Below are 21,871 nucleotides of genomic sequence, written 5' to 3'. Positions count from 1 at the left end.
GAATCGAGGCGCAGTCCGCGGCGATGCGGGAGGATGAGGGCATGTCCGTGAGCCCCGCCGTCCCCGTCGCCGTCTGCCAGTTCGCGCCCACCGATTCCCGCGAGGGCAATCGCGAGCGCATCGCAGAACTCGTGGCGGATGCCGCGGCGCGGGGCGCACGTCTGATCGTTCTACCCGAGTACTCGAGCTACTTCGTGAATCCGATGGACGAGACCCTCGCCGCACACGCGGAGACGCTGGAGGGCGACTTCGTGCAGACGCTGATCGCGCTGGCGGGGGAGTACGCGGTCGTGATCGTCGCCGGACTCGTCGAGAAGTCGGACGACACCCATCGCGTCCGGAACACGGTGGTCGCCGTTCGGGGCGACGGCATCCTGGCCGTCTACCGCAAGCAGCACCTCTACGACGCGTTCGGGCAGACCGAGTCGGACTGGGTCGAGCCGGGAGAGGTGGGCGAGGCGGCGACGTTCGACCTGGCAGGCCTGCGCTTCGGCCTGATGACCTGCTACGACCTCCGCTTCCCCGAGGTCGCCCGCACCCTCGTCGACGCGGAGGCGGACGTGCTGGTCGTGCCCGCCGAGTGGGTGCGCGGTCCGCTCAAGGAGCATCACTGGACCACCCTGCTCGCCGCCCGGGCGATCGAGAACACGGTCTACGTCGTCTCCGCCGACCACCCCGCGCCGATCGGCGTCGGTCACTCGCAGATCGTCGACCCGCAGGGAGTGGTGCTCGCCGGTGTCGGCAGCGCCGAGGGCATCGCGGTGGCGCCCGTCGAACGGGCGGTCATCGACCGCGTCCGCGAGACGAACCCGTCGCTGCGGGTGCGCCGGTACGCCGTCGTTCCGCGCTGACCGGCGAGCTCTCCGCACCTCGCGGCGGAGCCTTCGGCCCCCGGGGCCCCCGCGGGCCGCTGGGAGAGCCCTCAGTCCCGCAGGCGCGCCAGGCGCGAGACGGCCTCGTCGATGACCGACACCTTCTTGCAGGCGGCGAAGCGCACGATGCCCGCGTACTCCGGGTCGGCGCGGTGCGCCGGCGGCAGGAAAGCAGCCAGCGGAATCGCCCCGACGCCGAAGCGCTCGGGCAGGGTGCGGCAGAACTCCGCACCATCGGCGCCGCCGACCGCCGTGGCGTCGGCGAGGGTGAAGTACCCGCCCTGCGGGGCGAAGACGGTGAAACCCGCGGCCTGCAGTCCGGCACCGAGCACGTCGTGCTTGTGGGCGAGCGTCGCCGCGGCATCCGCGAAGAAGGCGTCTCCCAGGCGGAGCCCGACCGCGACGGCGGGCTGGAAGGGGGCGGCCCCGACGTAGGTGAGGAACTGCTTCACGGTGAGCACCGCGGTGATCAGTGCGGCGGGACCGTGGATCCAGCCGACCTTCCACCCGGTGGCCGAGAAGGTCTTGCCCGCTGAGGAGATCGTCAGCGTGCGCTCCGCCGCGCCGGGCAGTGTCGCGACCGGGATGTGCCGGGCACGGAACGCCAGGTGCTCGTATACCTCGTCCGTCACGATGAGCGCGTCATGCCGCTCGGCGAGGCGAACGATCTCGGTGAGCACGTCCGCGTCGAACACCGTGCCGGTCGGGTTGTGCGGATCGTTCACGAGGATGATCCGCGTACGGTCGGTGACAGCATCCGCCAACCGGTCGAGGTCCGGCTGGAAGTCCGGCACGCGCAGCGGCACGGTGCGCAGCGTGCCTCCGGCGAGAGAGACCGCGGCCGCGTAGGAGTCGTAGTACGGCTCGAAGACGACGACCTCGTCCTCCGGACCGTCGATCAGGGCGAGGAGCGTCGCCGTGAGAGCCTCGGTCGCTCCGACCGTGACGAGCACCTCGGTGTTCGGATCGACGTCGAGGCCGTAGAACCGCTTCTGGTGCTCGGCGATGGCGAGTCGAAGATCGGCGGTGCCCCGACCGGGCGGGTACTGGTTCACCCCATCGGCGATCGCCCGCCTGGCGGCCTCGAGAACCTCCGCCGGGCCGTCCTCGTCGGGGAATCCCTGCCCGAGATTGATCGCTCCCGTCGAGGCCGCGAGGGCCGACATCTCTGCGAAGATGGTGGGCGCGACGGCCCCGTCGGGCGAGAGCAGGCCCGCGCCCGCCGCTGTGCGCCGCCATGCACCGGTGATGACACTCATGAAGAACAGGCTATGGCCATAAGGGAAACTCACCTTCGCCATATGAAACGCACAGACTCGGAGAGCACTCTGAAGGGGCGTTGTTGAAGGAGCACACACCATGAACGAAGACAACACCCCCGACCACTCGGCACCCGACGTGCCGTCCACCGAGGCAGCAGAGGTCGCCGACCGTTCGGCGCCGCAGGCCGCCGCTGACATCCCCGCCGCGCCGGCCGCGGAGCCCGCCGCCCCCGTGGCCGCAGAGTCCGCTCCCGCGCCGCAGCCGGCCGCGGGACACCAGGTGCCCTCGACGTTCGCGTCGCCCGCTCCCGCCGCCCCCGCGCCCGTGATCGCTCCGGCCACCGCGCAGCAGTTCGCTGGCTCGACGGCCACGTCGCCGGGAGCCGCGTTCGGTCTCCACTCCGGCGCCGCCCACACCCAGCCCACGGTTCCCCTGGGCGGAACCGCGCCGCTCGGCCTCGGTGACGCACCGGCCGATCCGCACGTGAAGACCAAGGAGGCCAAGCCGCGCGGCGGCGTGCGCCTCGCGGCCATCGTGGTCGCCGCCGCACTCGTCGGAGGCGTCGCGGGCTTCGGCGGCGGCGCGATCTGGAACGCCGTCGGCACCACGCCCTCGAGCGGTGTCGCGGAGGGGCCACAGACGGTCACCGTCAACAACCCCGGCTCCGTGAACGAGACCACGGCCGTCGCCACGAAGGCGCTGCCGTCGGTGGTCACGATCGAGGTCGCCGGCACCAGCGAGGCCGGCAGCGGCTCCGGAGTCATCATCAGCGACGATGGCTACGTGCTCACCAACACGCACGTGGTGACGCTCGGCGGTGCCGTCGCCGACCCCACGATCCGTGTGACGACCTCCGACGGTCGCATCTACTCGGCGACCGTCGTGGGGACCGACCCCATCTACGACCTCGCGGTCATCAAGCTCACCGATGCCACCGATCTCACGCCCATCGAGTTCGCGGACTCGTCCGAGCTGAACGTCGGCGACACGGCCGTGGCACTCGGCGCGCCGCTCGGACTGTCGAACTCGGTCACCACCGGCATCGTCAGCGCGCTGAACCGCAGCATCCAGATCGCGTCCTCCGCCCTGCCGGACTCGTCGAGCGAGGACGCCCCGCAGGAACAGGCGCCCGAGGACGGTCAGCAGGACGGCCAGCAGGGTCCGTTCCAGTTCGATCTGCCCGGCAACGGCCAGCAGCAGACGTCGGAGTCGATCTCGATCGCCGTGATCCAGACCGACGCCGCGATCAACCACGGAAACTCCGGCGGTGCCCTCGTCAACAGCAAGGGCGAACTGATCGGCATCAACGTCGCGATCGCCAGCTCCGGATCGTCGGAGGAGTCCGGGTCGATCGGCCTCGGCTTCTCGATCCCGTCGAACATCGCCCAGCGGGTCTCCGAAGAGATCATCGCCGACGGTGCGGCCACGCACGGCCTGCTCGGGGCGTCGGTGCAGGATGCGGCCTCCGTGCAGGGCGCGGATGTCGCAGGGGCGTACATCGCCGACGTGACCAGCGGGGGAGCGGCGGCAGCCGGCGGTCTCAAGGCCGACGACATCGTCACCGCCTTCAACGGCGTGCCGATCACCAGCGCAAGCGACCTCACGGCCCAGGTGCGCGCCGCGGCCGGGGGCAGCGACGCGAAGGTGACCTACATCCGCGGCGGCAAGGAGTACCAGATCGAGGTGACGCTCGGCGAACTCGCCGGCTGATCCCACCGCCCGGAGAAGGACGCCACCTCCGCGATAGGCTCGCGGGGTGGCGTCCTTCTCTTTCGGGTCCGGCAATGCGGCCAAGCTGCTGAGGATCCCGCTCTCCCTCGCAGGGCGTCTCGGCACGCTCGTCGTACCGCGCGGCGATCGTTGGGTGTTCGGATGCGGTGCCGGGATCGGTGACGGCGCGCTCGCCCTCCACCGTTACGCGACCGCGCAGGGCCACGAGGCGGTCTGGCTGACCCGATCGCAGCGGGAGGACGACGAGGCGGCGGCGCTCGGCATCCGCACGCTCCGACGATCGAGCATCCGGGGCTGGTGGGCGACCGCACGCGCCGGGGTCCTCGTCGTCACGCACGGTCTCGGCGACATCAACCGGTACGCCGACGGGGGCGGGTTCATCGTCCAGCTCTGGCACGGCATCCCCCTCAAGCGCATCGGACTCGACTCGCCGGCGACGACCCAGGTTCCGAACGTCCCGGGGTCCGCGATCCTGCGGCGGGCCATCGCGATCCTGTACCGGGCCGCCGCGCAGAGGATCCGCGTGCTCCCGGCCGCCTCCGACCGCTCCCGCGGGCGCCTGGAGTCGGCCTTCGGGCTGCCGAGCGACCGCGTCGTCGTCACCGGGGAGCCGCGTGTGGACGTGCTCTCGGAGGGATCGCCGGAGGAGCGTCGCGCACGAGCATCCGCCCGACTGCGCACGGCGCTCGATGGCTTGGCCGAAACGTCTCGCGTGGTGCTGTACGCGCCCACCTGGCGCGACGGTGCAGCGGACCCCGCCGTCCCCTCGGCCGACGACTGGGTGCGGATCGTCCGAGTGCTCGAAGAGCGCGATGCGACCCTGGTCATCCGATCGCATCCGCTCGGCGAAGGAGGCTACGTCCCGCCTCTGCCGAGCCGTCGGGTGCGGACGCTCGGCTCCTCCGTGCTCGCGGACGTGACCCCGGTGCTGCCGGCGGTCGACGTGCTGATCACCGACTATTCGTCGCTCGCCTACGACGTCGGACTCCTGGCGATGCCCGTCCTCTTCCTCGCGCCCGACGCGGAGGAGTACGCGCACTCACGCGGCTTCTACGGTCGCTTCCGTGACGTCGCGGGTGCGGATGCCGCGTCCTCCTGGCCGGACGTGCTGGAGCAGCTCGAGGGGCTGCTGTCCGACGAGGCCGCGTTCACCGAGCGGGCCGCCCGTTCCGCTACGCTCAGCGCGGAGATGCACGCCTTCCGCGACGGCCGAAACACCGAGCGGGTCTATGGTGCGATCCGCGCGCGGGGAATCCGCGCACCGAAGGGAGCAGTATGACAACGGCCCGGATCGATGAGTCGGCGCAGACGCTGGTCATCGCAGGAACCGGACCGCGCCCGGCGCACGCCGAGCTGGTCGGCCCGCGCGCGCGGGTCGACGCCCGCCTGTCGGGTGCGGGGAAGACCTGGAAGGCGGTGTTCGCGCTGCAGGCCGCCCGATGGGGCGGTCCCGCACTCCCGCTTCCCGCCGGCGAGTACCGCTTGACGGTCGCCGACACCGCGTTCGACGACATCGACGTCGCTCCGGTGCTGCTGCCCGGGCTCCGCGTCGAGGTGGCCGGGGACACCGTGCGCATCGCCGCACCGATCGATCCCATCTACGAGACCGCCGAGGGGCAGGCCACGCTCGAGGAGCGCTACGTCGCCCAGGCGGGCGGCACGGAGAATGCGGTGTTCTTCGAGAGCTTCTACGGCCGGAGCGTCGGGTGCAATCCGCAGGCGATCGACCGCGAGATCGCGAAGCGCGCCCCCGACGTGCGTCGCTACTGGAGCGTGGTGGACTTCTCGGTCCCCGTGCCGGAGGGGGCGATCGCCGTCGTCGAGGGAAGCCCGGAGTGGTGGCACGCTCGGGGAGCGGCGCGCCTGCTCGTCGTGAACGACTGGCTGCGCCGGAGATTCGCCCGCAAGCCCGGCCAGAAGGTGCTGCAGACCTGGCACGGGACTCCGCTCAAGCGGCTCGCGCTGCATCGTCCGGGATTCGACCCGCGACGAATGGCGGCCGTCGTCAAGGAATCACGGCGGTGGGACGTGCTGCTCGCGCAGAACACCTACGCCGAGCGCATTCTCAAGAAGGCGTATGCGTTCTTCGGGCGTCCGATCTGGGTCGAGGGATATCCACGCAACGACGCGCTCGCGACCACCGATCCGGCCGTGATCCGCGCGGCGCTCGGCATCGGAGCCGACGAGCGCGTGCTGCTGTACGCACCGACGTGGCGCGACGACCGCACCGAGATGGTCGACTTCGTCGACGCCGAGCGGTTGGCCGAGCAGACCGATGCGGTCGTGCTCGTGCGCGGGCACTCCCGCACGCTCGACGCCGGACGCGACCATGCCGGCGCGCGCGTGATCGATGTGACCGGCTATCCCGAGACGGCCCAGCTGCTGCTCGCGGCCGACGCCCTCATCACCGACTACTCCTCGGTGATGTTCGACTTCAGTGTCACCGGCAAGCCGATGTACTTCCTCGTGCCCGACATCGAGCACTACCGCGGAACCCTGCGCGGGTTCTACTTCGATCTCGGCGCCCGGGCTCCCGGGCCGCTCGTGGGGAGTCAGGACGAGCTCGTGCGCGCGCTCGCCGCGCCCGACCACGAGCAGGTGTACGCCGAGCGCTACGACGCATGGCGGCGTCAGTTCAACGCTCGCGATGACGGGCGAGCGGCCGAGCGCGTCGTCGACCGCATCCTCGACCAGGGCTTCCTGACGGCCTGACCCGCGGCCGCAGGTCCTCGGCCCGCCATGGCCGGGGCAGGTCAGGGCAGCGGAGTGTTGCGGGTGCCCAGGCGGGAGGCATCGACGGTGTCGCCGGCTCCACGCAGAACGCCGCCCAGGAAACCCCAGCCCCAGGCCAGGTGCATGGTCGGCAGCACGAGCAACGTCCACAACCGCTGTCGGATGCCGCCACCGCCCGGTGCGGCGGCGACGGCGACGACGAGCAGCGCGTAGGCCGCGAGCGGGGCGTAGACGATCGAGGCGATGAGTGAGGCGAGGCCGCTGAGCACCCCGGTGAGCTGCAGGATGCCGACGATCACCGCGACGATCGTGAGCAGCACCAGAACCGGCGGGGCGAAGAAGCGGATGCCGTTGCGCCGCCCGAATCGCCGCACGAGCTCTCCGCGCCAGGCGCCGGTCGCGCGGAACTGGCGCGCCAGGCGCACCCAGCTCTCGCGGGGCCAGTACGTGACGGCGAGAGTGGGGTCGAACCAGACACGATGACCGGCCTGGCGGATGCGGAGGTTGAGCTCCCAGTCCTCGCCGCGTCGGATCGTCTCGTCGAAGAGACCGACCTCGTCGAGGACCTCGCGGCGCATCACGCCGAGGTACGCGGATTCCGCTTCCCCCTCGTGCGCGCCGCCGTGGTACGCGCCGCCTCCGAGGCCGACGGGGGAGTTGTAGAGGCGCGCGACGGCCTTCTGGAACGGTGCGCGCCCCTCGGCGTGCATCACACCGCCGACGTTGGACGCGCCCGTGCGCTCGAGGGTCTGCATGGCACGGGCGGCATAGCCGGAGGAGAGCTCCGAGTGCGCGTCGACGCGGATCACGGTCGAGTACCGGCCCGCGCGGATCGCCGCGTTCAGGCCCACCGGGATGTGCGCGGCGGGGTTGTCGACGAGGCGGATGCGCTCGTCGTCGGCGGCCAGTCGGTTCGCGATCTCGGTCGTTCCGTCGGTCGAGGGCCCGAGGGCGAGGATCAGCTCGACGGGAACGTCGAGATCCTGGGCGAGGACGGACTGCACAGCGTGCTCCAGATACCCGCGTTCGTTCAGCACGGGCATGACGAAGGAGACCCCGACGGGCGGCGCGTGCGAATCGTCATGCTGCATTCGTCGATCATGTCATGGGGCGTCGGACGTTCGCTGATCGAGATCTCGGCCCTGCTCCCGGCTCGGTATCCTGGAAGGATGGGTGCAATCTCCGACGCGAAGAAGGCGTACCGACTGTTGAAGCGGGCGGTCGCGTCGAGGACGGCCGTGCAGCGCGTGCGCCGCAGCCTCGCGGTCAGTGAGCAGTTCCCCGAAGGGCACTTCAAGATCGCCGTCTACTTCGCCGACGGTGCGGTGAACATGTACCAGATGCGGCAGTGGTACCGGCCGCTCGCCGAGCTGTCGAAGCGCTGGCCGGTCGTCGTGCTCGCGCGGCAGGCGACGGGCGCCGAGAAGCTGCTCGCCGAGGACGCCCCTCCGGTCGCGTTCGTGCCGACCGTGCGCAATCTCGAGAAGTTCGTCGCGCAGCACGACATCCGCATCGTGCTGTACGTCAACCAGAACACCCGCAACTTCCAGATGTTCCGGTACGGACGCCGGTGGCACGTGTTCATCAACCACGGCGAGTCCGACAAGATGTACATGACCACCAACCAGTACAAGGCGTACGACTACGCGATGGTGGCGGGTCAGGCGGCGCGTGACCGTCTCTCGCGCACTCTCTGGGCCTACGACGTCGATCGGCGCACCATCGAGATCGGCCGTCCGCAGGCCGATCACTATTCGGGTGAGCTCCCCTTCACGCCGGACGACCGCACCGTGGTGCTCTATGCGCCCACCTGGGAGGGGGACCGACCGAGCGCGCACTACGGGTCGATCTCCACGCACGGCGAGCGGCTGGTGTCGACACTGCTGGCGACCGGATCTCACCGCGTCATCTACCGGCCGCACCCGCGCAGCGGTGTCGTCGACCACGAGTACGGGGCGGCGCACCGTCGGATCATCGCCGCGATCGCCGCGGCGAACGCCACCGACCCGCGCGCTCAGCACGTGTACGACGACGGCCCCGAGCTCGGGTGGCAGCTGTCGGCCGCCGACGTGGCGGTCGTCGACATCTCCGCGATGGTCTACGACCGACTCGCCTCGGGCAAGCCCCTGATGATCACGCGTCCGGTCGACGAGCGCGCCTCGATCGACACCACGGGCTACCTCTCGGACTGCGAGTGGCTGACCGCGGATGCCGCCGCCGACATCGTGTCGGAGGTCGAGCGGGTCCGCGCCGACGATGCGGCGATCGCGCGTCTGCGCATGTGGGTGCAGCACTACTTCGGCGACACGACTCCGGGCGCCGCGACGGCCAAGTTCCACGCGGGCATCGAACAGCTCATGGCCAAGTGGGACGACTGGGAAGCGCACGAGATGGGTGCCGTCCGGCCGGATCTCGACGACGATGACGAAGAGGGCGACGAGGAGGAGATCTGATCATGGATCTCCCGCTCGCGCGAGACGTCGCCCCCCGGATCGAGTACGTGCCGGCGTCGGCATCCACGAACGCCGATCTGCGGCTGCTGGCCGAGGATCCGCTCCGCTGGCCGCACCTGTCGACCCTGATCACACGGAACCAGACCGCCGGTCGCGGACGGCTGGATCGCGTCTGGACGGCTCCCGACGGGGCCGCGCTGGCGATCTCGGTCGTCGTGCGCGTCTCGGTGGAACCGGCGCTCCGCGGTTGGATCCCCCTGATCGCGGGGATCGCGATGGCGGATGCCGTCGCCGCACAGCTGCCCGCGCGTGCGGTGGGCGTGAAATGGCCGAACGACGTGCTCGTCGACGAGCGGAAGATCTGCGGCATCCTCGCCGAGGCGACGTCGGATGCGATCATCGTCGGCGCCGGCGTCAACACGGCCATGACGGCGGAGCAGCTGCCCGTGCCCACCGCGACATCGTTCGCCGTGGAGGGGGCCGCCGCCGATGAGGATCGGCTGCTCGCCGACTACCTCCGAGGATTCGACGCGCACCTCGCGGCTCTCGCCGAGGCCGACGACGCGGTCTCCAGCGGCCTGCACGCCGCGGCGACGGAGCGGATCACGACCCTCGGTCGCACCGTGCGGGTGTCTTTGCCGGGGGAGCGGACGCTCGACGGCATCGCGCGCGAGCTCGACGACGAGGGGCGTCTCGTGGTGCGTCACGGCGGGGTGGATCATCCGATCTCCGCCGGTGACGTCGTGCACGTGCGCCCTCTCGCGGACTGACACGCCGCCCGCCCGCGCGTCGATGTCGGAGATCACGGGCACAATGGTGGGGTGACGCAGCCTGTGACGCTCAGCGGTCGGCCGATGATGCCGCCGCCCGGTGCGCCGTCCGAGGAGCGTCTGATCGCACGCTTCCGCGGTCACGCCCGTCGCCTCTTCTGGTCCGCGCTCGTGCTGGTGGCCACCTTCGGGGCGACCGCCTACTTCTACGACAACCTTCCGGCGCCGTTCGAGAACTGGATGCTGCTGTCCGCCGCCGGCGGCGTGGTGCTGCTGCTCGTCGTGATTCCGTTCACGGTGTGGCTCGCACGTTCGACGACGGTGACGACCCGGCGGGTGATCGTCCACGGCGGTGTGGGCGCGCGCAACCGCCGCGAGATGTCGCACGCGCGCGGGTACACGATCGGAGTGCGCCGCGGACCGCTGCAGCGGATGTGGGGCACGGGGACGATCACGCTCTCCAACGGTGTCGACGCTCCGCTGCGATTGGTCAACGTGCCGAACGTCACTCTCGTGCACGAGACCCTGGCCGATCAGATCGAGGTCAGTCAGATCCTCGCCCACCGCGACGCCCAGACCGGCACCGAGGGCTTCGCATCCTCGTGACGCGGGCCCGCACTGCCGTGCGCCCGCGATCTCGAGATGTCATCCGCACCGATGACGATGCGCGAGAATGGTCGAGACGAAAGGGAGGCGGCACATGGCTTTGCGTGTGGGCGTGATCGGCGGCGGACAGCTGGCTCGGATGATGATCGCTCCGGCGGTCGAACTGGGGCTCGATCTCCGAGTGCTCGCCGAGGGCGAGGGGATGTCGGCCCAGCTCGCCGCGACCGCCGTCGGCGATTATCACGATCTCGAGACCGTGCGCGCCTTCGTCGCCGACGTCGACGTCGTCACCTTCGACCACGAGCACGTGCCGCAGGACATCCTGCGCGCCCTCGTCGCCGACGGCGTGGCCGTGCACCCGGGCCCCGACGCCCTCCAGTTCGCCCAGGACAAGCTGGTCATGCGCGCGCGCCTGGCGGACCTCGGAGTGCCCCAGCCCGACTGGGCTGCGGTCGCCTCCGAGCAGGAGCTGCAGTCCTTCCTCGACGCCCACGACGGCCAGGGCGTCGTCAAGACGCCGCGCGGCGGGTACGACGGCAAGGGTGTGCGCGTCGTCCGTGCCGCGAGCGATGCCCGCGACTGGTTCGCCGCCGTGCCCGCGGGCGAAGCTCTGCTGGTCGAGGAGCTGGTGCCCTTCGTGCGCGAACTCGCGCAGCAGGTGGCGCGCCGCCCGAGCGGTGAGATCGCGGCCTATCCGGTCGTCGAGACCGTGCAGCGCGATGGCGTCTGCGCCGAGGTGATCGCGCCGGCACCGGCGGCCGCCGAGCGCCTCGTCGAGGTGGCCGAGAGCATCGGCGTCCGCATCGCCGAGGGCCTCGGGGTGACGGGGATGCTCGCGGTCGAGCTGTTCGAGACCGACGACGAGCGCATCCTCGTGAACGAGCTGGCCATGCGCCCCCACAACAGCGGTCATTGGAGCCAGGACGGCGCCGTCACCGGGCAGTTCGAGCAGCATCTGCGCGCCGTGGCCGACCTCCCCCTCGGCAGCACCGCCCCGCGCGCACCGTGGTCGGTCATGGTCAACATCCTCGGCGGTCCCGCCGAGGGAGGGCTCGGGGAGCGCTTCGCGAGCGCGATGGTCGCCCACCCCGAGGCGAAGATTCACACCTATGGCAAGGATCCGCGGCCCGGGCGCAAGGTCGGCCACGTGAACGTGTCGTCGGGCGATCTCGACGACGCGGTCTACGTCGCGCGCGCCGCGGCCGCGCATTTCGCCTGATTCGCCGGACGAGGGTGCCGCTCGGCCGCGTGCCGTGGGGGCAATCTCCAGCACCAGACCGTAGCCTGTTCTGGTGACCGAGCCACTGCACTCCTCCGCCGCGCCCCTGGTCGGCGTCGTCATGGGATCCGACTCCGATTGGCGCGTCATGAGCGACGCGTCCCAGGCGCTCACCGACTTCGGCATCGCGCACGAGGTCGAGGTGGTGTCGGCGCACCGCACGCCGGACAAGCTGATGAGCTACGCCCGCGAGGCTCGTGCCCGTGGCATCCGTGTCATCATCGCCGGCGCCGGCGGCGCGGCCCATCTGCCGGGCATGCTCGCCTCGATGACGCCGTTGCCCGTGGTCGGTGTGCCCGTGCCGCTCGCCTACCTCGACGGAATGGATTCGCTGCTGTCGATCGTGCAGATGCCCGCGGGCATCCCCGTCGCCACGGTATCGATCGGGGGAGCGCGCAACGCCGGTCTGCTCGCCGCTCGGATCCTCGGGACCGCTGATGAGGCTCTCGCCGACCGCGTCGAGGACTACGCCCGCGAGCTCGAGTCCCAGGTCGAGGCCAAGAACGAACGGCTGAAGGACTCCCTGTGACCCTCGCGCCACCGCGGGCGGGTGGGCGGCCGCTGATCGAGACCCGGCCCATGCGGCACCCGGACTCCACCGATGAGGGGGCGATGGCGAAGCGCGGCTGGTGGCTGGTCGCGCTGAACGTGCTGATCCCCGGTTCCGCTCAGATCGTCGCGGGCAACCGTCGACTGGGACGCATCGGTCTGCGGGCGACCCTGCTCGCCTGGCTCCTCGTGATCGTCGCGGCGGGTCTGGCGCTCTTCGCGCGCCCCGTGCTGCTGTGGCTGACCGTAGGCGCGGGATGGTTCTCCGCTCTCATTCTCACGCTCGTGCAGATCCTCCTCGTCGTGTACGTGGTGCTCTGGGCCGTGCTCACCTTCGACGTGCTCCGCATGGTGCGATTGGTGAAGGTGCCGACGGCATCGCGGTTCGCGATCCCGGTCGTCGCACTGATCCTGCTGGGTCTCGTCGGCGGGGGAGCGGCCTATGCGGCGACGGTCGTGGGATCGACCCGCAACACGATCAGCTCGATCTTCGGGCAGAGCGGACCGAGCCTCCCGCCCGACGACGGCTACTACAACATCCTGCTGCTCGGCGCCGACAGCGGTGACGGCCGCGACTCCATGCGCTTCGACAGCATCTCGGTGGTCTCGGTCAATGCCGACACCGGAGCGGTGACGATCACCGGAATCCCGCGCGAGCTGCCGAATGCACCGTTCAGCGAGGGCAGCCCGATGCAGGAGCTCTACCCGAACGGATTCGAGGGTCACGGTTCGTCCAGCTGCGGGTGGAACGGATGGATGAACCACGTCCGCAACGCCGCCGAGGTGTGCCGCGATGACAACGGCACGGGTCTGTACCCGAATGCGCAAGCTCAGGGATCCGAGCCCGGCATCGAAGCGACGAAGGATGCCGCGGAGGGTGTGCTGGGGATCAAGATCCCCTATTACGTCTTCGTCGACATGCACGGCTTCGCCGATCTGGTCGACGCACTCGGCGGTGTCGACATCACCGTGACGGAGCGTCTGCCGAAGGGCGGACCGCCCGAGGGCTGGCACGGGACGGACGTGAACGAGTGGGCGATCGGGTGGATCGAGCCCGGCGCGCAGCACATGGACGGCGACACGGCGCAGTGGTACGCGCGCTCGCGGTACACGACCAGCGACTGGGATCGTATGAAGCGCCAGCGCGAGCTGCAGGCGGCGATCCTCGCGCAGTTCACCCCGCAGACCGTCCTGACCCGGTTCAATGAGGTGGCGGCGGCCGGTACGGCGCTGATCAGTACGGACCTTCCGCAGGACAAGCTTCCGGAGTTCTTCGACCTGATGATGAAGGCCAAGGAGCTTCCGGTGAACACGATCGAGCTCACCCCGGAGCAGGGTGTCGACGAGTTCCAGCCGGACTACGCCTACATCCACGAGATGATCCAGCAGGCGCTTCACCCGCCGACGCCGACGCCGACTCCCGCTCCCTGACGCGGAGGGTGACGGCGGAAGTTCGGCTCCGGGCATGAATGTGCCCACGGCCTCCTCGGGAGAGTGTGGAGGAGGCCGTGGGCTTCCGGTGTATCACCGGATTCGCCAGACGACGGTGATCGGAGGGGGAGGGATCACCGTCGTCCAGTCGACCGCCGCACGAGGCGGCGATCAGATCTAGGCGCGCTTGCGGCGGGCGGCTCCGATGACCACGAGGCCACCGCCGACCGCGAGTGCCGCAGCACCGCCGCCGATCACCCAGGGCGAGATGCTTCCACCGGTGAGCGCGAGTTCGATGGAGCCGTCACCCGTGAGCGGCAGTTCGGTGCCTGCAGCCGCGATGCTCGGGTCGTGGGCACAGCTCGACGTGCCGCTGACCGTGATGACGGCGGTGTACTGGCCGATGCCGGCGACCGATGCCGCTCGAGCCGCGGCATTGGCACCCGCGCCCGTGAACGTGATCGCATACGCGCCGGAGCCGCCGGACGGCGGGCGGAACGAGACCGTGAGGCTACCGTCGGCAGCGGCGGTGTTGCCCGAGATCTCGGACTCTTCGGCGCGGAGGCCGGAGACGGAGACGCCGACGACCTCGGAGGGCTGGAACGATCCGGCCCCGAAGACGATGGTCGAGACGTCGCAGATGTCGATGATCGGGTCGTTGACCGTCACACTCGGCTTGTCGGCATAGGAGTCGGACGGCGCCGCGGAGGCGGCGGTCGGCGCGGCGAGAATGATGACGCCAGCGGCAAGGCTGATAGCAGCCAGTTTCTTCAGCATGATGTTTCCCCAGAATTTCACGCGGAATCACACCCGGATACACCCCTGCATCCGACTGCGTGGACCCTCCCTGCCCCCACGGCAGGTTCTTAGAGCCCAGATATTCCCCAGTGAGATGACGGTACCCCATCCCGGGGAGAAAGTCACGAGGTGCAGCGCAGTTCTTCGCGTGTCGCCGTCGGCGCATCGATCGTGGGCGTCTGCACGACCGAGTCGATGCGCTCTCCTGCGCCGTCTCCTTGGAATTGCACGGTGACGGTGGTGGACTCGCCCGGAGCCAGGAGGACGTTGTGCTGCACGACCGAGCGCGTCCCGAGGAGCGCGGTCTGCACGGGTTCCTCGTCGCCGTCGCGATCGGCGCGCGACAACGTCGCCCCCTCCGGGCCGTAGATCGCGAGCAGGGTGCGGGTGCTGCCCGGGTCGACGCCGAAGTTCCCACCGCCCGTGACGTACGGGGGAAGAGCGGTCGCGGCATCCGCCGGCGCGTCGTTCGTCCACGTCACGCTCACCTGCGTCGTCGGCATGCCCGCGCAGCTGCCGATCGCCGTGGAGACCGTGGCGTGCGCGTAGAAGTCCATCTTTCCGCCGGTGGTGTCGTTGATCAGGACGCCGACGTGCGTCCCGGCATCCGTGTCGACCGGGAGCGTGCCTCCGACCGTCGAGGCGGCGAGAACGCTCTGCTCGTCCTCGTGCGCGCTCCAGATGCGGATACGTCCCTCGTCCGCCGAGGTGGCGAGGGCACCGAGCAGCGCGCGCGGATCACCTCCGGCGAGTGCCGCGCCGAAGAGGCCGGTGGCGGCTTGGGCGAACACCTGGTCCTGGACGACCGGATCCGGGATCGCCGCATAGATCTCCGAGAGCAGGATGCTCACCACGTTCTCCGAGGTCGCGGTGAACGGACCGAAGCTCAGCTCACCGATCGCATCGAGCAGATGCTTCACGACGACCGTGTCGACCGCGATCACCCCGTCGACGGGGCCGCCGAACACGCCTTCCCAGCGGGTGGCGATCGCGGGGCCCGCCTCGGCGAAGTCCGGGATGCTCGTCAGATTCTGCAGATATCGGCCGGGCCCGTCCTCGAAGAGGGCGATCGTGCTGTCGCTCAGGGGGAGAGGATCCGTCAGCGGCGGGAAGTCCAGAGTGGACGCCTGCCGCTCCAGGGAGATCCTGCCGTTCTCGGCCCGCAACAGGGCGATCGAACCGATGATGCCGCCGGACGAGCGGAGTTCGGCGTTGTTCTGCATCGCGAGGACGTAGGTGCGGGGGCCTTCGCCGCCGAGCATCGTGGGGAGCAGGATCGCGGCGCCGTTCAGCGTGCCGACCACGGTCGCCGCCTCGGTGACGTTGGTACGCACTTCTCGCACGGCATCCGCCAGTGGAGGGAGCGTGGCATCGGCATCGATGCCCTCCGCTCGTGCGAGCGCCTCATCGAGCACGTTCGAGGCCTCCGCGAGCGGCTCCCGGATCGTGGCGAACGGGGCCAGGTCGATCGCGCCCCCGGAGAGGCCGAGGCTCGCCAGATCGACCTCGGCGGCGACGTCGAGCAGCGGTGTGAGCGCGTCCGTCCCTACGCTGTCGGCGATGGCGGCGATGTCGCTCACCGCGCGGAAGTTGGGGCCGACGAACGGCACGGCGGCGAAACCCTGCCACACGAAGTCGGAGGTGAGGTCGTTCGCGGATGCCGCGTGCCGGGCGATGCTGCCGGACACGTCCGCGGCCCTGTCGAGGTCACCCTCCGCGATCGCCGCTTTCAGATCCGAGGACTGCTCGGCGACGTGCGTCAGGTTGTCGACCGCCCCGATCCCTCGAATCGTCACCCAGCCGAGGGCGAGGACGAGGAGCGTCAGCACGATGCCGACGGTCCACCCCACCCATCGGCGCCGTCGTGGAAGTCGCCCGTCGCTCACGTGAGCATTCAAGCATGAACGGGGGGTGCGGGCGAGGATGCTGAGCGAACGCTGTCAGTCCGTGCGACGCGTCGGCGTCCTCCGGGCCGGAAGCGGTCGACGGAGATACTCTGAGCGCATGGGTGCTCGACTGCGTGTGGTTCTGGATCAGCTCGTGCAGGTGGTCGACCCGGATCACGCTGCCGCCGCGATCGAACTCACACGCGGACTCGTCGCGACAGCCCCCTCGGGGTGCGATGTCGAAGCGATCGTCGCCGCGGGTAGCGAGGTGTCGATCCCCGGCGTCACCGAGGTGCGGACCCTCGGACTGGCCCGCCGGGAACTGGCGGCGTCGTGGCAGCTCGGGATCGCCGCCGGCGCCGGTGGAGGACTGATCCATTCGCCGACGCTGATGGCACCGCTGGTGCGGCACGACCGTACCCACGACAACGATCAGACGACCGTGACGGTCTGGGGTCTCGAGGCGTGGGACGCGCCGGACAGCCTGTCCCGCGCCGCGGTCGCGTGGCAGAAGGCGATGCTGCGCCGAGCCGCGAAACATGCGGATGCGGTCGTCGTGCCGACGCACACGATCGCGCAACGGCTCCAGGAGATCGCCCGTGTCGGAGATCGCGTGCGCGTGATCGCGGGGGCGGCGCCCGAAGGCTTCGTTCCGCCGTTCGACGCCGCCGAGCGGCGCGGCGGGCTCTCCCTGCCCGAACGTTACGTCGTCGTGCACGGCACCTGGGACTCGGTCTCCGACGGATTCCGCGGCGCGCTGGCGGCCGGGGCGCACGCCGTGGTGCTGGATGCGGCGGAGGGGACGGAGCCCCGCTACTCCGACATCGCGTCCTCCGCGGGACTGGCCGAGTCCCGCGTGCACGTCCGGGGTGCCCTCGACACGTCCGACCGCGCCGCCGTGCTCGCCGGAGCCGCTGCCTACGTCGCGAGCAGTCCGACCGCCGCCTGGCCCTGGCGTGCGGTGGAGGCGATGCGTCTCGGTGTACCGGTGGTGGGCGTCGACTCGGGAACGCACCGGGACGTGCTCGCCGACGGGGGACTGCTCGTCGACCCGGGTGACCTGGCCGAAGCGGTCGAGAGCGCGACCGGGGGCGAAGGAGCGCGACTCTCGGTGCTCGCGGCGGACCGCTCGCGCGCGTTCTCGTGGGCCGGATCGGCCGAGCGCGTGTGGGGTCTGCACGCGGATCTGTGAGATGTGCTGTCCGAGCATCTCGGCAGTCACATAAGATTGGCCATCGTGTCCCAGAACGTTCCGGTTCCTGACCGCGTGAGTCGTGGTCACATTCCTCGCCTGACGTCGCTGGATGGCCTGCGGGGCATCGCTGCCGTCGCAGTTGTGGTCTACCACGCGTTGCTCGCGAGCACGTTGGGCGATGAATTCCTCGACCGGCTGCACGGTGAATCGGGCGCCAACACTGCGCTCGACATAGTCGTCGACACGCCTCTGCGCCTGTTGACCATGGGGCCCGAGGCCGTCGTCATCTTCTTCGTCCTCAGCGGTTTCGTTCTGACCCTCCCGATGCTCGGAGGAAAAGGGCTCGATCTCTGGGCCTACTATCCGAGGCGGATCGCACGGCTGTGGATTCCAGCGGCGGCCTCGATCGCACTGGCGATCGTGCTGATCCTCCTCAGCACTCAGAACGCCGACGATGCCGTGAGCGAATGGGGCGCCCGTTATTCCTTCAGTCTCGATCGCCTGACTGCGCACGAGGTGTTGAAGAGTCTTTTCTTCGTAACGAACTTCCCGGGGCTCAACAACCCGATGTGGACGTTGCAGTGGGAGATGCTGTTCTCGCTCACGCTTCCGGTGGCTTTCCTCTTCGTCGCGCGCATGCGACGCGGATATGTCGCGACCATCATCGGTTCCGCAGTCGTGTCCGGTGGAGGAGTCGTGGTCGATATCCCGTCGCTGGTGTACGGACCCATGTTCGTCGCCGGGTGCGCAGCGGCGAAGATGATTCATGACCGAGGGGATCGTCGGACGTCACCGCTCGCATCCTGGGGTCTCTTCGTCTGCGGGCTCGCACTGATAAGCGTTCCGGATATTCTCCGAGTCGGCTTCGGCTGGCCCGTGAGCACGGGTGCTCAGGGGTTCGTCACGCTCGGCGCGACCGTACTGGTCCTCAGCCTGGTGCTCCCGTCCGCCCTCACCCGGTTCTTCGGGAGCGCGCCGATGAGGTTCCTCGGCCGGATCTCGTTCAGCTTGTATCTGGTTCACGTCCCGGTACTCCTTGCCGCACAGCACTTCGCACCTCGGTATCCGAATCTGTCCCTGGCAGTGGGTGCGATCGCGTCGGTGGCGATCGCGTGGGGCTTCGCACGTTGGGTCGAAGAACCGTCGGCGCGCATCGCCCGCAGGCTCGGTAAGAGGAGCAGTGAACTGCGAATGTCCATCACCGCGTCGTAGCCAACAAATGCGGCCGGGCGAGTGCTCGGTCGTCGCAACGACACGCCGAGAACCAAGCGATATTCCGTAACAGTGGCATGATTCTTGAACTTCCGTCACACTGGTCACATGTCTCGACGTGCCCCACGCTCGCGAAACAATCGAGGGATCGCCCGTCTCCTCACTTGTTTCCTCGCTGTCACCGCTGTCGTCGCCGGAACCGTGCTTCCGGCCGGCGCCGCCTCCGCAGTCGCCCCAGCGAGTGCGACGGTGTCGAGCGCCGTCTCCCAGGCGGTCGGTGACCCCGCGGCATCCGGCGTTGTGAAGAGCACGCTCGTGGGCTTCAATCCGGGAAACATCATCAGCGACGCCGTGTTCACCAATAAGAGCACGATGACCGAGGCGCAGATCCAGGCGTTCTTCAACAGCAAGGTGTCGAGATGCCTGGGCGGCACCGACGAGAACGGCAAGCCGATCGTCTGCCTCAAGGACTTCAAGATCACGTCGGTCACGCGCCCGGCTGATCAGTACTGCAGCGGTTACTCGGGAGCTGCGAACGAGTCGGCGGCGCGGATCATCTATCGCGTCTCGCAGGCGTGCAACATCAACCCGCAGGTTCTGATCGTCATGCTCCAGAAGGAGCAGGGCCTCATCACCCACACGTGGCCGAGCGCATGGCGATACAACATCGCGCTGGGCCAGGGCTGCCCCGACACCGCTCCGTGCGACCCCAACTACATCGGCTTCTTCCACCAGATCTACGGCGCCGCGCGTCAGATGCAGATCTACATGGAGGGGCGCTGGTTCCAGTGGTACGCCCCGGGCAAGACCTGGAACATCCTCTACAACCCCAACGCCAACTGCGGATCCTCTCCGGTGTACGTCGCGAACAAGGCGACGTCGGCGCTCTACTACTACACGCCCTACCAGCCGAACGCGGCTGCGCTCCGTGCCGGATACGGCACCGGCGACGGATGCTCCGCCTACGGCAATCGCAACTTCTACAACTACTTCACCGACTGGTTCGGATCGACGCAGAGTGCGTCCGCCCCCCAGGGGCTCGTGAAAGTCGGGACCGCGGTCTGGCTCGTGTCCGGCCAGAACCGCTACCACATCACCGCCGAAGCATACCCGGAGTACAAGGCCGTTCTCGGGGCGCCGAAGGTCACCACCGCATCGGCGCTCACGCCGTACACGGTCGGCGCGCGCGGTTCGTTCTATGTGAAGAACGCGTCGACCGGTGTCGTAGCCATGCTGCAGGGCAGTCAGACCCATCGTTTCGCGAGCTGCGCGCTGGTTGCTTCCTGGGGTGGCTCGTGCGGTGCACCTCTCGTGACCATGTCGAACGCCCACTTCTCGAAGTTCAAGGTCGGTTCGGAGATGACGAGTTTCGCCCGGGTGGCGAGTGGCGGACGGATCCATCAGTTGTCCGGCAACTCGCTCGTTCCGCTCTTCGATGCGGCCACGGCGAAGGCGAGAAACGCCGGGGTGACTCCGTACGCCGCAGTGATGCCGGCCGCCGCAGTGACTCAGCGAAAGGTTGAGACGCGTATCCGATTCACGCCGGGAACGTTCATCAAGGAATCCGGGAAGGCCTCCGTCTGGCTGCCGGATGACGCAGGGGTGCTCCACCACCTTCCGTCCTGGCCTCAGGCGGCGGAGCTGGGTCTGCCATCCAAGGTCGGCGCGACCGTTTCCGCTGCGGACATAAAGGGCTACAGTGCGACGGACCCGCTGTCCCCCTTCGTCCAGTGCGGCGGGGTGAACTATGCGGCTGCGGGAGGCACCCTGCATGCTCTCGGTGGTGCGGTCCCATCGGGATTCACCGCGACCCGGTTGGACGCGATTACCTGCGGAAAGCTGAAGCTGACCGGGACGAAGCTCAGCGGCACCGCGGTGTTCGTCCAGTTCGGCGGCGTCGGAGAGGTGTTCCACCTCATCAACGGGCAGTATCGCGCCGTCCCGACCGCCGACCAGCAGAAGTCCATCAACGGTGAGGTTGCACCGTCCGTGCTGAAGACGGGCGCGGCCTGGAAGGCTGCAGTCAAGATCGGGGCCCCGTACCCCGGCGGTGGCACGCTCATCCGCGCGAACGGGACGTCGGCAGTGTGGCTCGTCGACGGTGCCTCGCTCGTCCATCTCCCGAACTGGGCGATCGCGGCCGAATACGGTCTTCCCTCGAAGTCGACCGTCGTTGCGCCCGAAGCGATTTCCGGCATGGCACAACGATCGGCGCTCACGCCGTTCGCGACGTGCGCTGGGGGTACCTATGTCGCGGCCGACGGGAAGCTTCGCGCGGTGGCACCCGGACAGCTCGGCGGTCACAGCACAACGGCGCTGAGTGCGCAGGTGTGCGCGGGACGGACGACCGGCACTGCAGTCGACACCCCCGTCATCATCAGCGACGGATCGCAGACCGCGGTCGCGGTCGCCGGTGGCTTCTTGATCCTCCCCGATGCCGCGAGCGTCACTCGCGCCGCTGCCGGGGCCCCGGTGGTCACGCACACCGTGAATGCCGGATACATCAACACGCTCGCGCGGGCGGTCGTACCCGGCGAGGGCGCGCTCGTCCGCGCCTCGAATGAGTCGGCCGTCACCCTAATCAGCGGGGCAGTCCGTCTGATGATCCCGAACTGGGGGGTTGCGGCTGATCTCGGTGTGCAACCGCGTTATGAGATCGTCGCTGCTCAGGCGGTCGCAACGCGCCCCGCGGATCAAACCGGTATCGGAATCTTCGTCCGTTGTGGGCAGACCGATTACATCGCTTCCGGAGGCACGCTCATCGCGGTGACCACCGCGGCGCTCGGTGGGTTCGTGTCGACTCCGTTGACGGCTGAGGCGTGCGCAACGCTGAAGACGAGTGCAGCGGCGCCGCTGAGCACGGTTCTGGTGACCTCGGCGGCGGGCGCGGTGTACAGCCTCGCTGGCGGCGAGTTGGTGCCCTGGACCGGGGGAACGCCGACCGTGAAGCCGCTCGTCCTCGACGACCGGACCATCGCCGGGCTACCGAAGTCGTAGAGGCCGGCGATGCCGCGACGAAGCATCGTCAGAGTGCGCACAGGATCGCGGTGTTGGTGTTCGGATATACTCGCCAGGATGCTTCGCGGTCCCGAT

General features: G+C 69.3%; 17 protein-coding genes. 13 read left to right on the top strand and 4 right to left on the bottom strand.

Annotation, left to right across the window (positions count from 1 at the left end):
- The first annotated feature begins 41 nt into the window (after positions 1-41).
- On the top strand, positions 42-851 hold the full coding sequence (locus ACI2JZ_RS04720; protein ID WP_247955879.1) for a carbon-nitrogen hydrolase family protein: 810 nt from the start codon (positions 42-44) through the stop codon (positions 849-851).
- A 71-nt stretch (positions 852-922) separates the two neighbouring features.
- Here the strand turns inward: ACI2JZ_RS04720 and ACI2JZ_RS04715 are convergent, their stop codons facing one another.
- Entirely contained in the window at positions 923-2,131 is a 1,209-nt protein-coding gene (locus tag ACI2JZ_RS04715) for an aminotransferase class I/II-fold pyridoxal phosphate-dependent enzyme (protein ID WP_404596666.1), read from the bottom strand.
- A gap of 100 nt (positions 2,132-2,231) precedes the next feature.
- Here ACI2JZ_RS04715 and ACI2JZ_RS04710 point away from each other — a divergent pair, with 100 nt between their 5' ends.
- Genes ACI2JZ_RS04710 through ACI2JZ_RS04700 form a run of 3 tightly spaced genes read left to right on the top strand, consistent with a single transcriptional unit; the run spans position 2,232 to position 6,578 of the window.
- Entirely contained in the window at positions 2,232-3,845 is a 1,614-nt protein-coding gene (locus ACI2JZ_RS04710) for a S1C family serine protease (RefSeq protein ID WP_247622921.1), read from the top strand.
- Positions 3,846-3,891: 46 nt separating this feature from the next.
- Complete coding sequence (locus ACI2JZ_RS04705; RefSeq protein WP_404596665.1) at positions 3,892-5,145, top strand: CDP-glycerol glycerophosphotransferase family protein; 1,254 nt, start codon at positions 3,892-3,894, stop codon at positions 5,143-5,145.
- On the top strand, positions 5,142-6,578 hold the full coding sequence (locus ACI2JZ_RS04700; protein WP_336640650.1) for a CDP-glycerol glycerophosphotransferase family protein: 1,437 nt from the start codon (positions 5,142-5,144) through the stop codon (positions 6,576-6,578). Before ACI2JZ_RS04705 ends, ACI2JZ_RS04700 begins: the two co-directional genes overlap by 4 nt.
- A 41-nt stretch (positions 6,579-6,619) precedes the next feature.
- Here ACI2JZ_RS04700 and ACI2JZ_RS04695 read toward each other — a convergent pair whose 3' ends face one another.
- A complete protein-coding gene (locus tag ACI2JZ_RS04695) occupies positions 6,620-7,690 on the bottom strand; it encodes a glycosyltransferase family 2 protein (protein ID WP_336640649.1) in 1,071 nt (356 codons plus the stop codon).
- A gap of 78 nt (positions 7,691-7,768) precedes the next feature.
- Here ACI2JZ_RS04695 and ACI2JZ_RS04690 point away from each other — a divergent pair, with 78 nt between their 5' ends.
- The 6 genes from ACI2JZ_RS04690 (at position 7,769) to ACI2JZ_RS04665 (ending at position 13,687) form a co-directional block, all read left to right on the top strand.
- A complete protein-coding gene (locus ACI2JZ_RS04690; RefSeq protein WP_336640648.1) occupies positions 7,769-9,052 on the top strand; it encodes a CDP-glycerol glycerophosphotransferase family protein in 1,284 nt (427 codons plus the stop codon).
- Between the two features lie 2 nt (positions 9,053-9,054).
- Positions 9,055-9,822 carry a biotin--[acetyl-CoA-carboxylase] ligase gene (locus ACI2JZ_RS04685; protein WP_404596663.1) on the top strand — a complete coding sequence of 256 codons (768 nt, stop codon included), beginning with the start codon at positions 9,055-9,057 and terminating at the stop codon, positions 9,820-9,822.
- A gap of 51 nt (positions 9,823-9,873) precedes the next feature.
- On the top strand, positions 9,874-10,428 hold the full coding sequence (locus ACI2JZ_RS04680) for a PH domain-containing protein (protein ID WP_404596661.1): 555 nt from the start codon (positions 9,874-9,876) through the stop codon (positions 10,426-10,428).
- A gap of 67 nt (positions 10,429-10,495) precedes the next feature.
- Complete coding sequence (locus ACI2JZ_RS04675) at positions 10,496-11,647, top strand: 5-(carboxyamino)imidazole ribonucleotide synthase (RefSeq protein WP_404596660.1); 1,152 nt, start codon at positions 10,496-10,498, stop codon at positions 11,645-11,647.
- Between the two features lie 121 nt (positions 11,648-11,768).
- Positions 11,769-12,236 (top strand): 5-(carboxyamino)imidazole ribonucleotide mutase, encoded by a 468-nt coding sequence (gene purE, locus ACI2JZ_RS04670; protein ID WP_404596778.1) that lies wholly within the window; start codon positions 11,769-11,771, stop codon positions 12,234-12,236.
- The gene (locus tag ACI2JZ_RS04665; RefSeq protein ID WP_247622913.1) at positions 12,233-13,687 is read left to right on the top strand and encodes an LCP family protein; all 1,455 of its coding nucleotides are present in this window, start codon (positions 12,233-12,235) and stop codon (positions 13,685-13,687) included. The genes purE and ACI2JZ_RS04665 overlap by 4 nt, the downstream gene beginning before the upstream one ends.
- A gap of 177 nt (positions 13,688-13,864) precedes the next feature.
- On the opposite strand, the gene ACI2JZ_RS04660 is transcribed toward ACI2JZ_RS04665, so the two are convergent.
- Positions 13,865-14,464: a hypothetical protein gene (locus tag ACI2JZ_RS04660; protein WP_404596659.1), complete on the bottom strand. Its 600-nt coding sequence runs from the start codon at positions 14,462-14,464 to the stop codon at positions 13,865-13,867.
- A gap of 143 nt (positions 14,465-14,607) precedes the next feature.
- Positions 14,608-16,371, bottom strand: a complete 1,764-nt coding sequence (locus tag ACI2JZ_RS04655; RefSeq protein WP_404596658.1) for a DUF4012 domain-containing protein — start codon at positions 16,369-16,371, stop codon at positions 14,608-14,610.
- A 118-nt stretch (positions 16,372-16,489) separates the two neighbouring features.
- On the opposite strand from ACI2JZ_RS04655, the gene ACI2JZ_RS04650 reads away from it, so the two are divergent.
- The 3 genes from ACI2JZ_RS04650 to ACI2JZ_RS04640 all read left to right on the top strand — a co-directional run bounded on the left by ACI2JZ_RS04650 (position 16,490) and on the right by ACI2JZ_RS04640 (position 21,775).
- Positions 16,490-17,563, top strand: coding sequence for a glycosyltransferase (locus ACI2JZ_RS04650; protein ID WP_404596657.1), 1,074 nt, complete (start codon positions 16,490-16,492; stop codon positions 17,561-17,563).
- A 45-nt stretch (positions 17,564-17,608) separates the two neighbouring features.
- Positions 17,609-18,778 carry an acyltransferase family protein gene (locus ACI2JZ_RS04645; protein WP_404596656.1) on the top strand — a complete coding sequence of 390 codons (1,170 nt, stop codon included), beginning with the start codon at positions 17,609-17,611 and terminating at the stop codon, positions 18,776-18,778.
- Positions 18,779-19,027: 249 nt separating this feature from the next.
- On the top strand, positions 19,028-21,775 hold the full coding sequence (locus tag ACI2JZ_RS04640) for a hypothetical protein (protein ID WP_404596655.1): 2,748 nt from the start codon (positions 19,028-19,030) through the stop codon (positions 21,773-21,775).
- The last annotated feature ends 96 nt before the right edge of the window (positions 21,776-21,871 follow it).

Source organism: Microbacterium sp. NPDC087868 (genome assembly GCF_044900755.1).
GTDB lineage: Bacteria > Actinomycetota > Actinomycetes > Actinomycetales > Microbacteriaceae > Microbacterium > Microbacterium galbinum.
This window is presented reverse-complemented; position numbering and strand designations above follow the sequence as displayed.

Excerpts from the sequence above, each read along its gene's own strand:
- ACI2JZ_RS04715 (WP_404596666.1), bottom strand. The coding sequence starts at position 2,131 with ATGAGTGTCATCACCGGTGCATGGCGGCGCACAGCGGCGGGCGCGGGC.
- ACI2JZ_RS04690 (WP_336640648.1), top strand. The coding sequence starts at position 7,769 with ATGGGTGCAATCTCCGACGCGAAGAAGGCGTACCGACTGTTGAAGCGG.
- ACI2JZ_RS04660 (WP_404596659.1), bottom strand. The coding sequence starts at position 14,464 with ATGCTGAAGAAACTGGCTGCTATCAGCCTTGCCGCTGGCGTCATCATT.
- ACI2JZ_RS04710 (WP_247622921.1), top strand. The coding sequence starts at position 2,232 with ATGAACGAAGACAACACCCCCGACCACTCGGCACCCGACGTGCCGTCC.
- ACI2JZ_RS04685 (WP_404596663.1), top strand. The coding sequence starts at position 9,055 with ATGGATCTCCCGCTCGCGCGAGACGTCGCCCCCCGGATCGAGTACGTG.
- ACI2JZ_RS04650 (WP_404596657.1), top strand. The coding sequence starts at position 16,490 with ATGGGTGCTCGACTGCGTGTGGTTCTGGATCAGCTCGTGCAGGTGGTC.
- ACI2JZ_RS04720 (WP_247955879.1), top strand. The coding sequence starts at position 42 with ATGTCCGTGAGCCCCGCCGTCCCCGTCGCCGTCTGCCAGTTCGCGCCC.
- ACI2JZ_RS04695 (WP_336640649.1), bottom strand. The coding sequence starts at position 7,690 with ATGCAGCATGACGATTCGCACGCGCCGCCCGTCGGGGTCTCCTTCGTC.
- purE (WP_404596778.1), top strand. The coding sequence starts at position 11,769 with ATGGGATCCGACTCCGATTGGCGCGTCATGAGCGACGCGTCCCAGGCG.
- ACI2JZ_RS04700 (WP_336640650.1), top strand. The coding sequence starts at position 5,142 with ATGACAACGGCCCGGATCGATGAGTCGGCGCAGACGCTGGTCATCGCA.
- ACI2JZ_RS04675 (WP_404596660.1), top strand. The coding sequence starts at position 10,496 with ATGGTCGAGACGAAAGGGAGGCGGCACATGGCTTTGCGTGTGGGCGTG.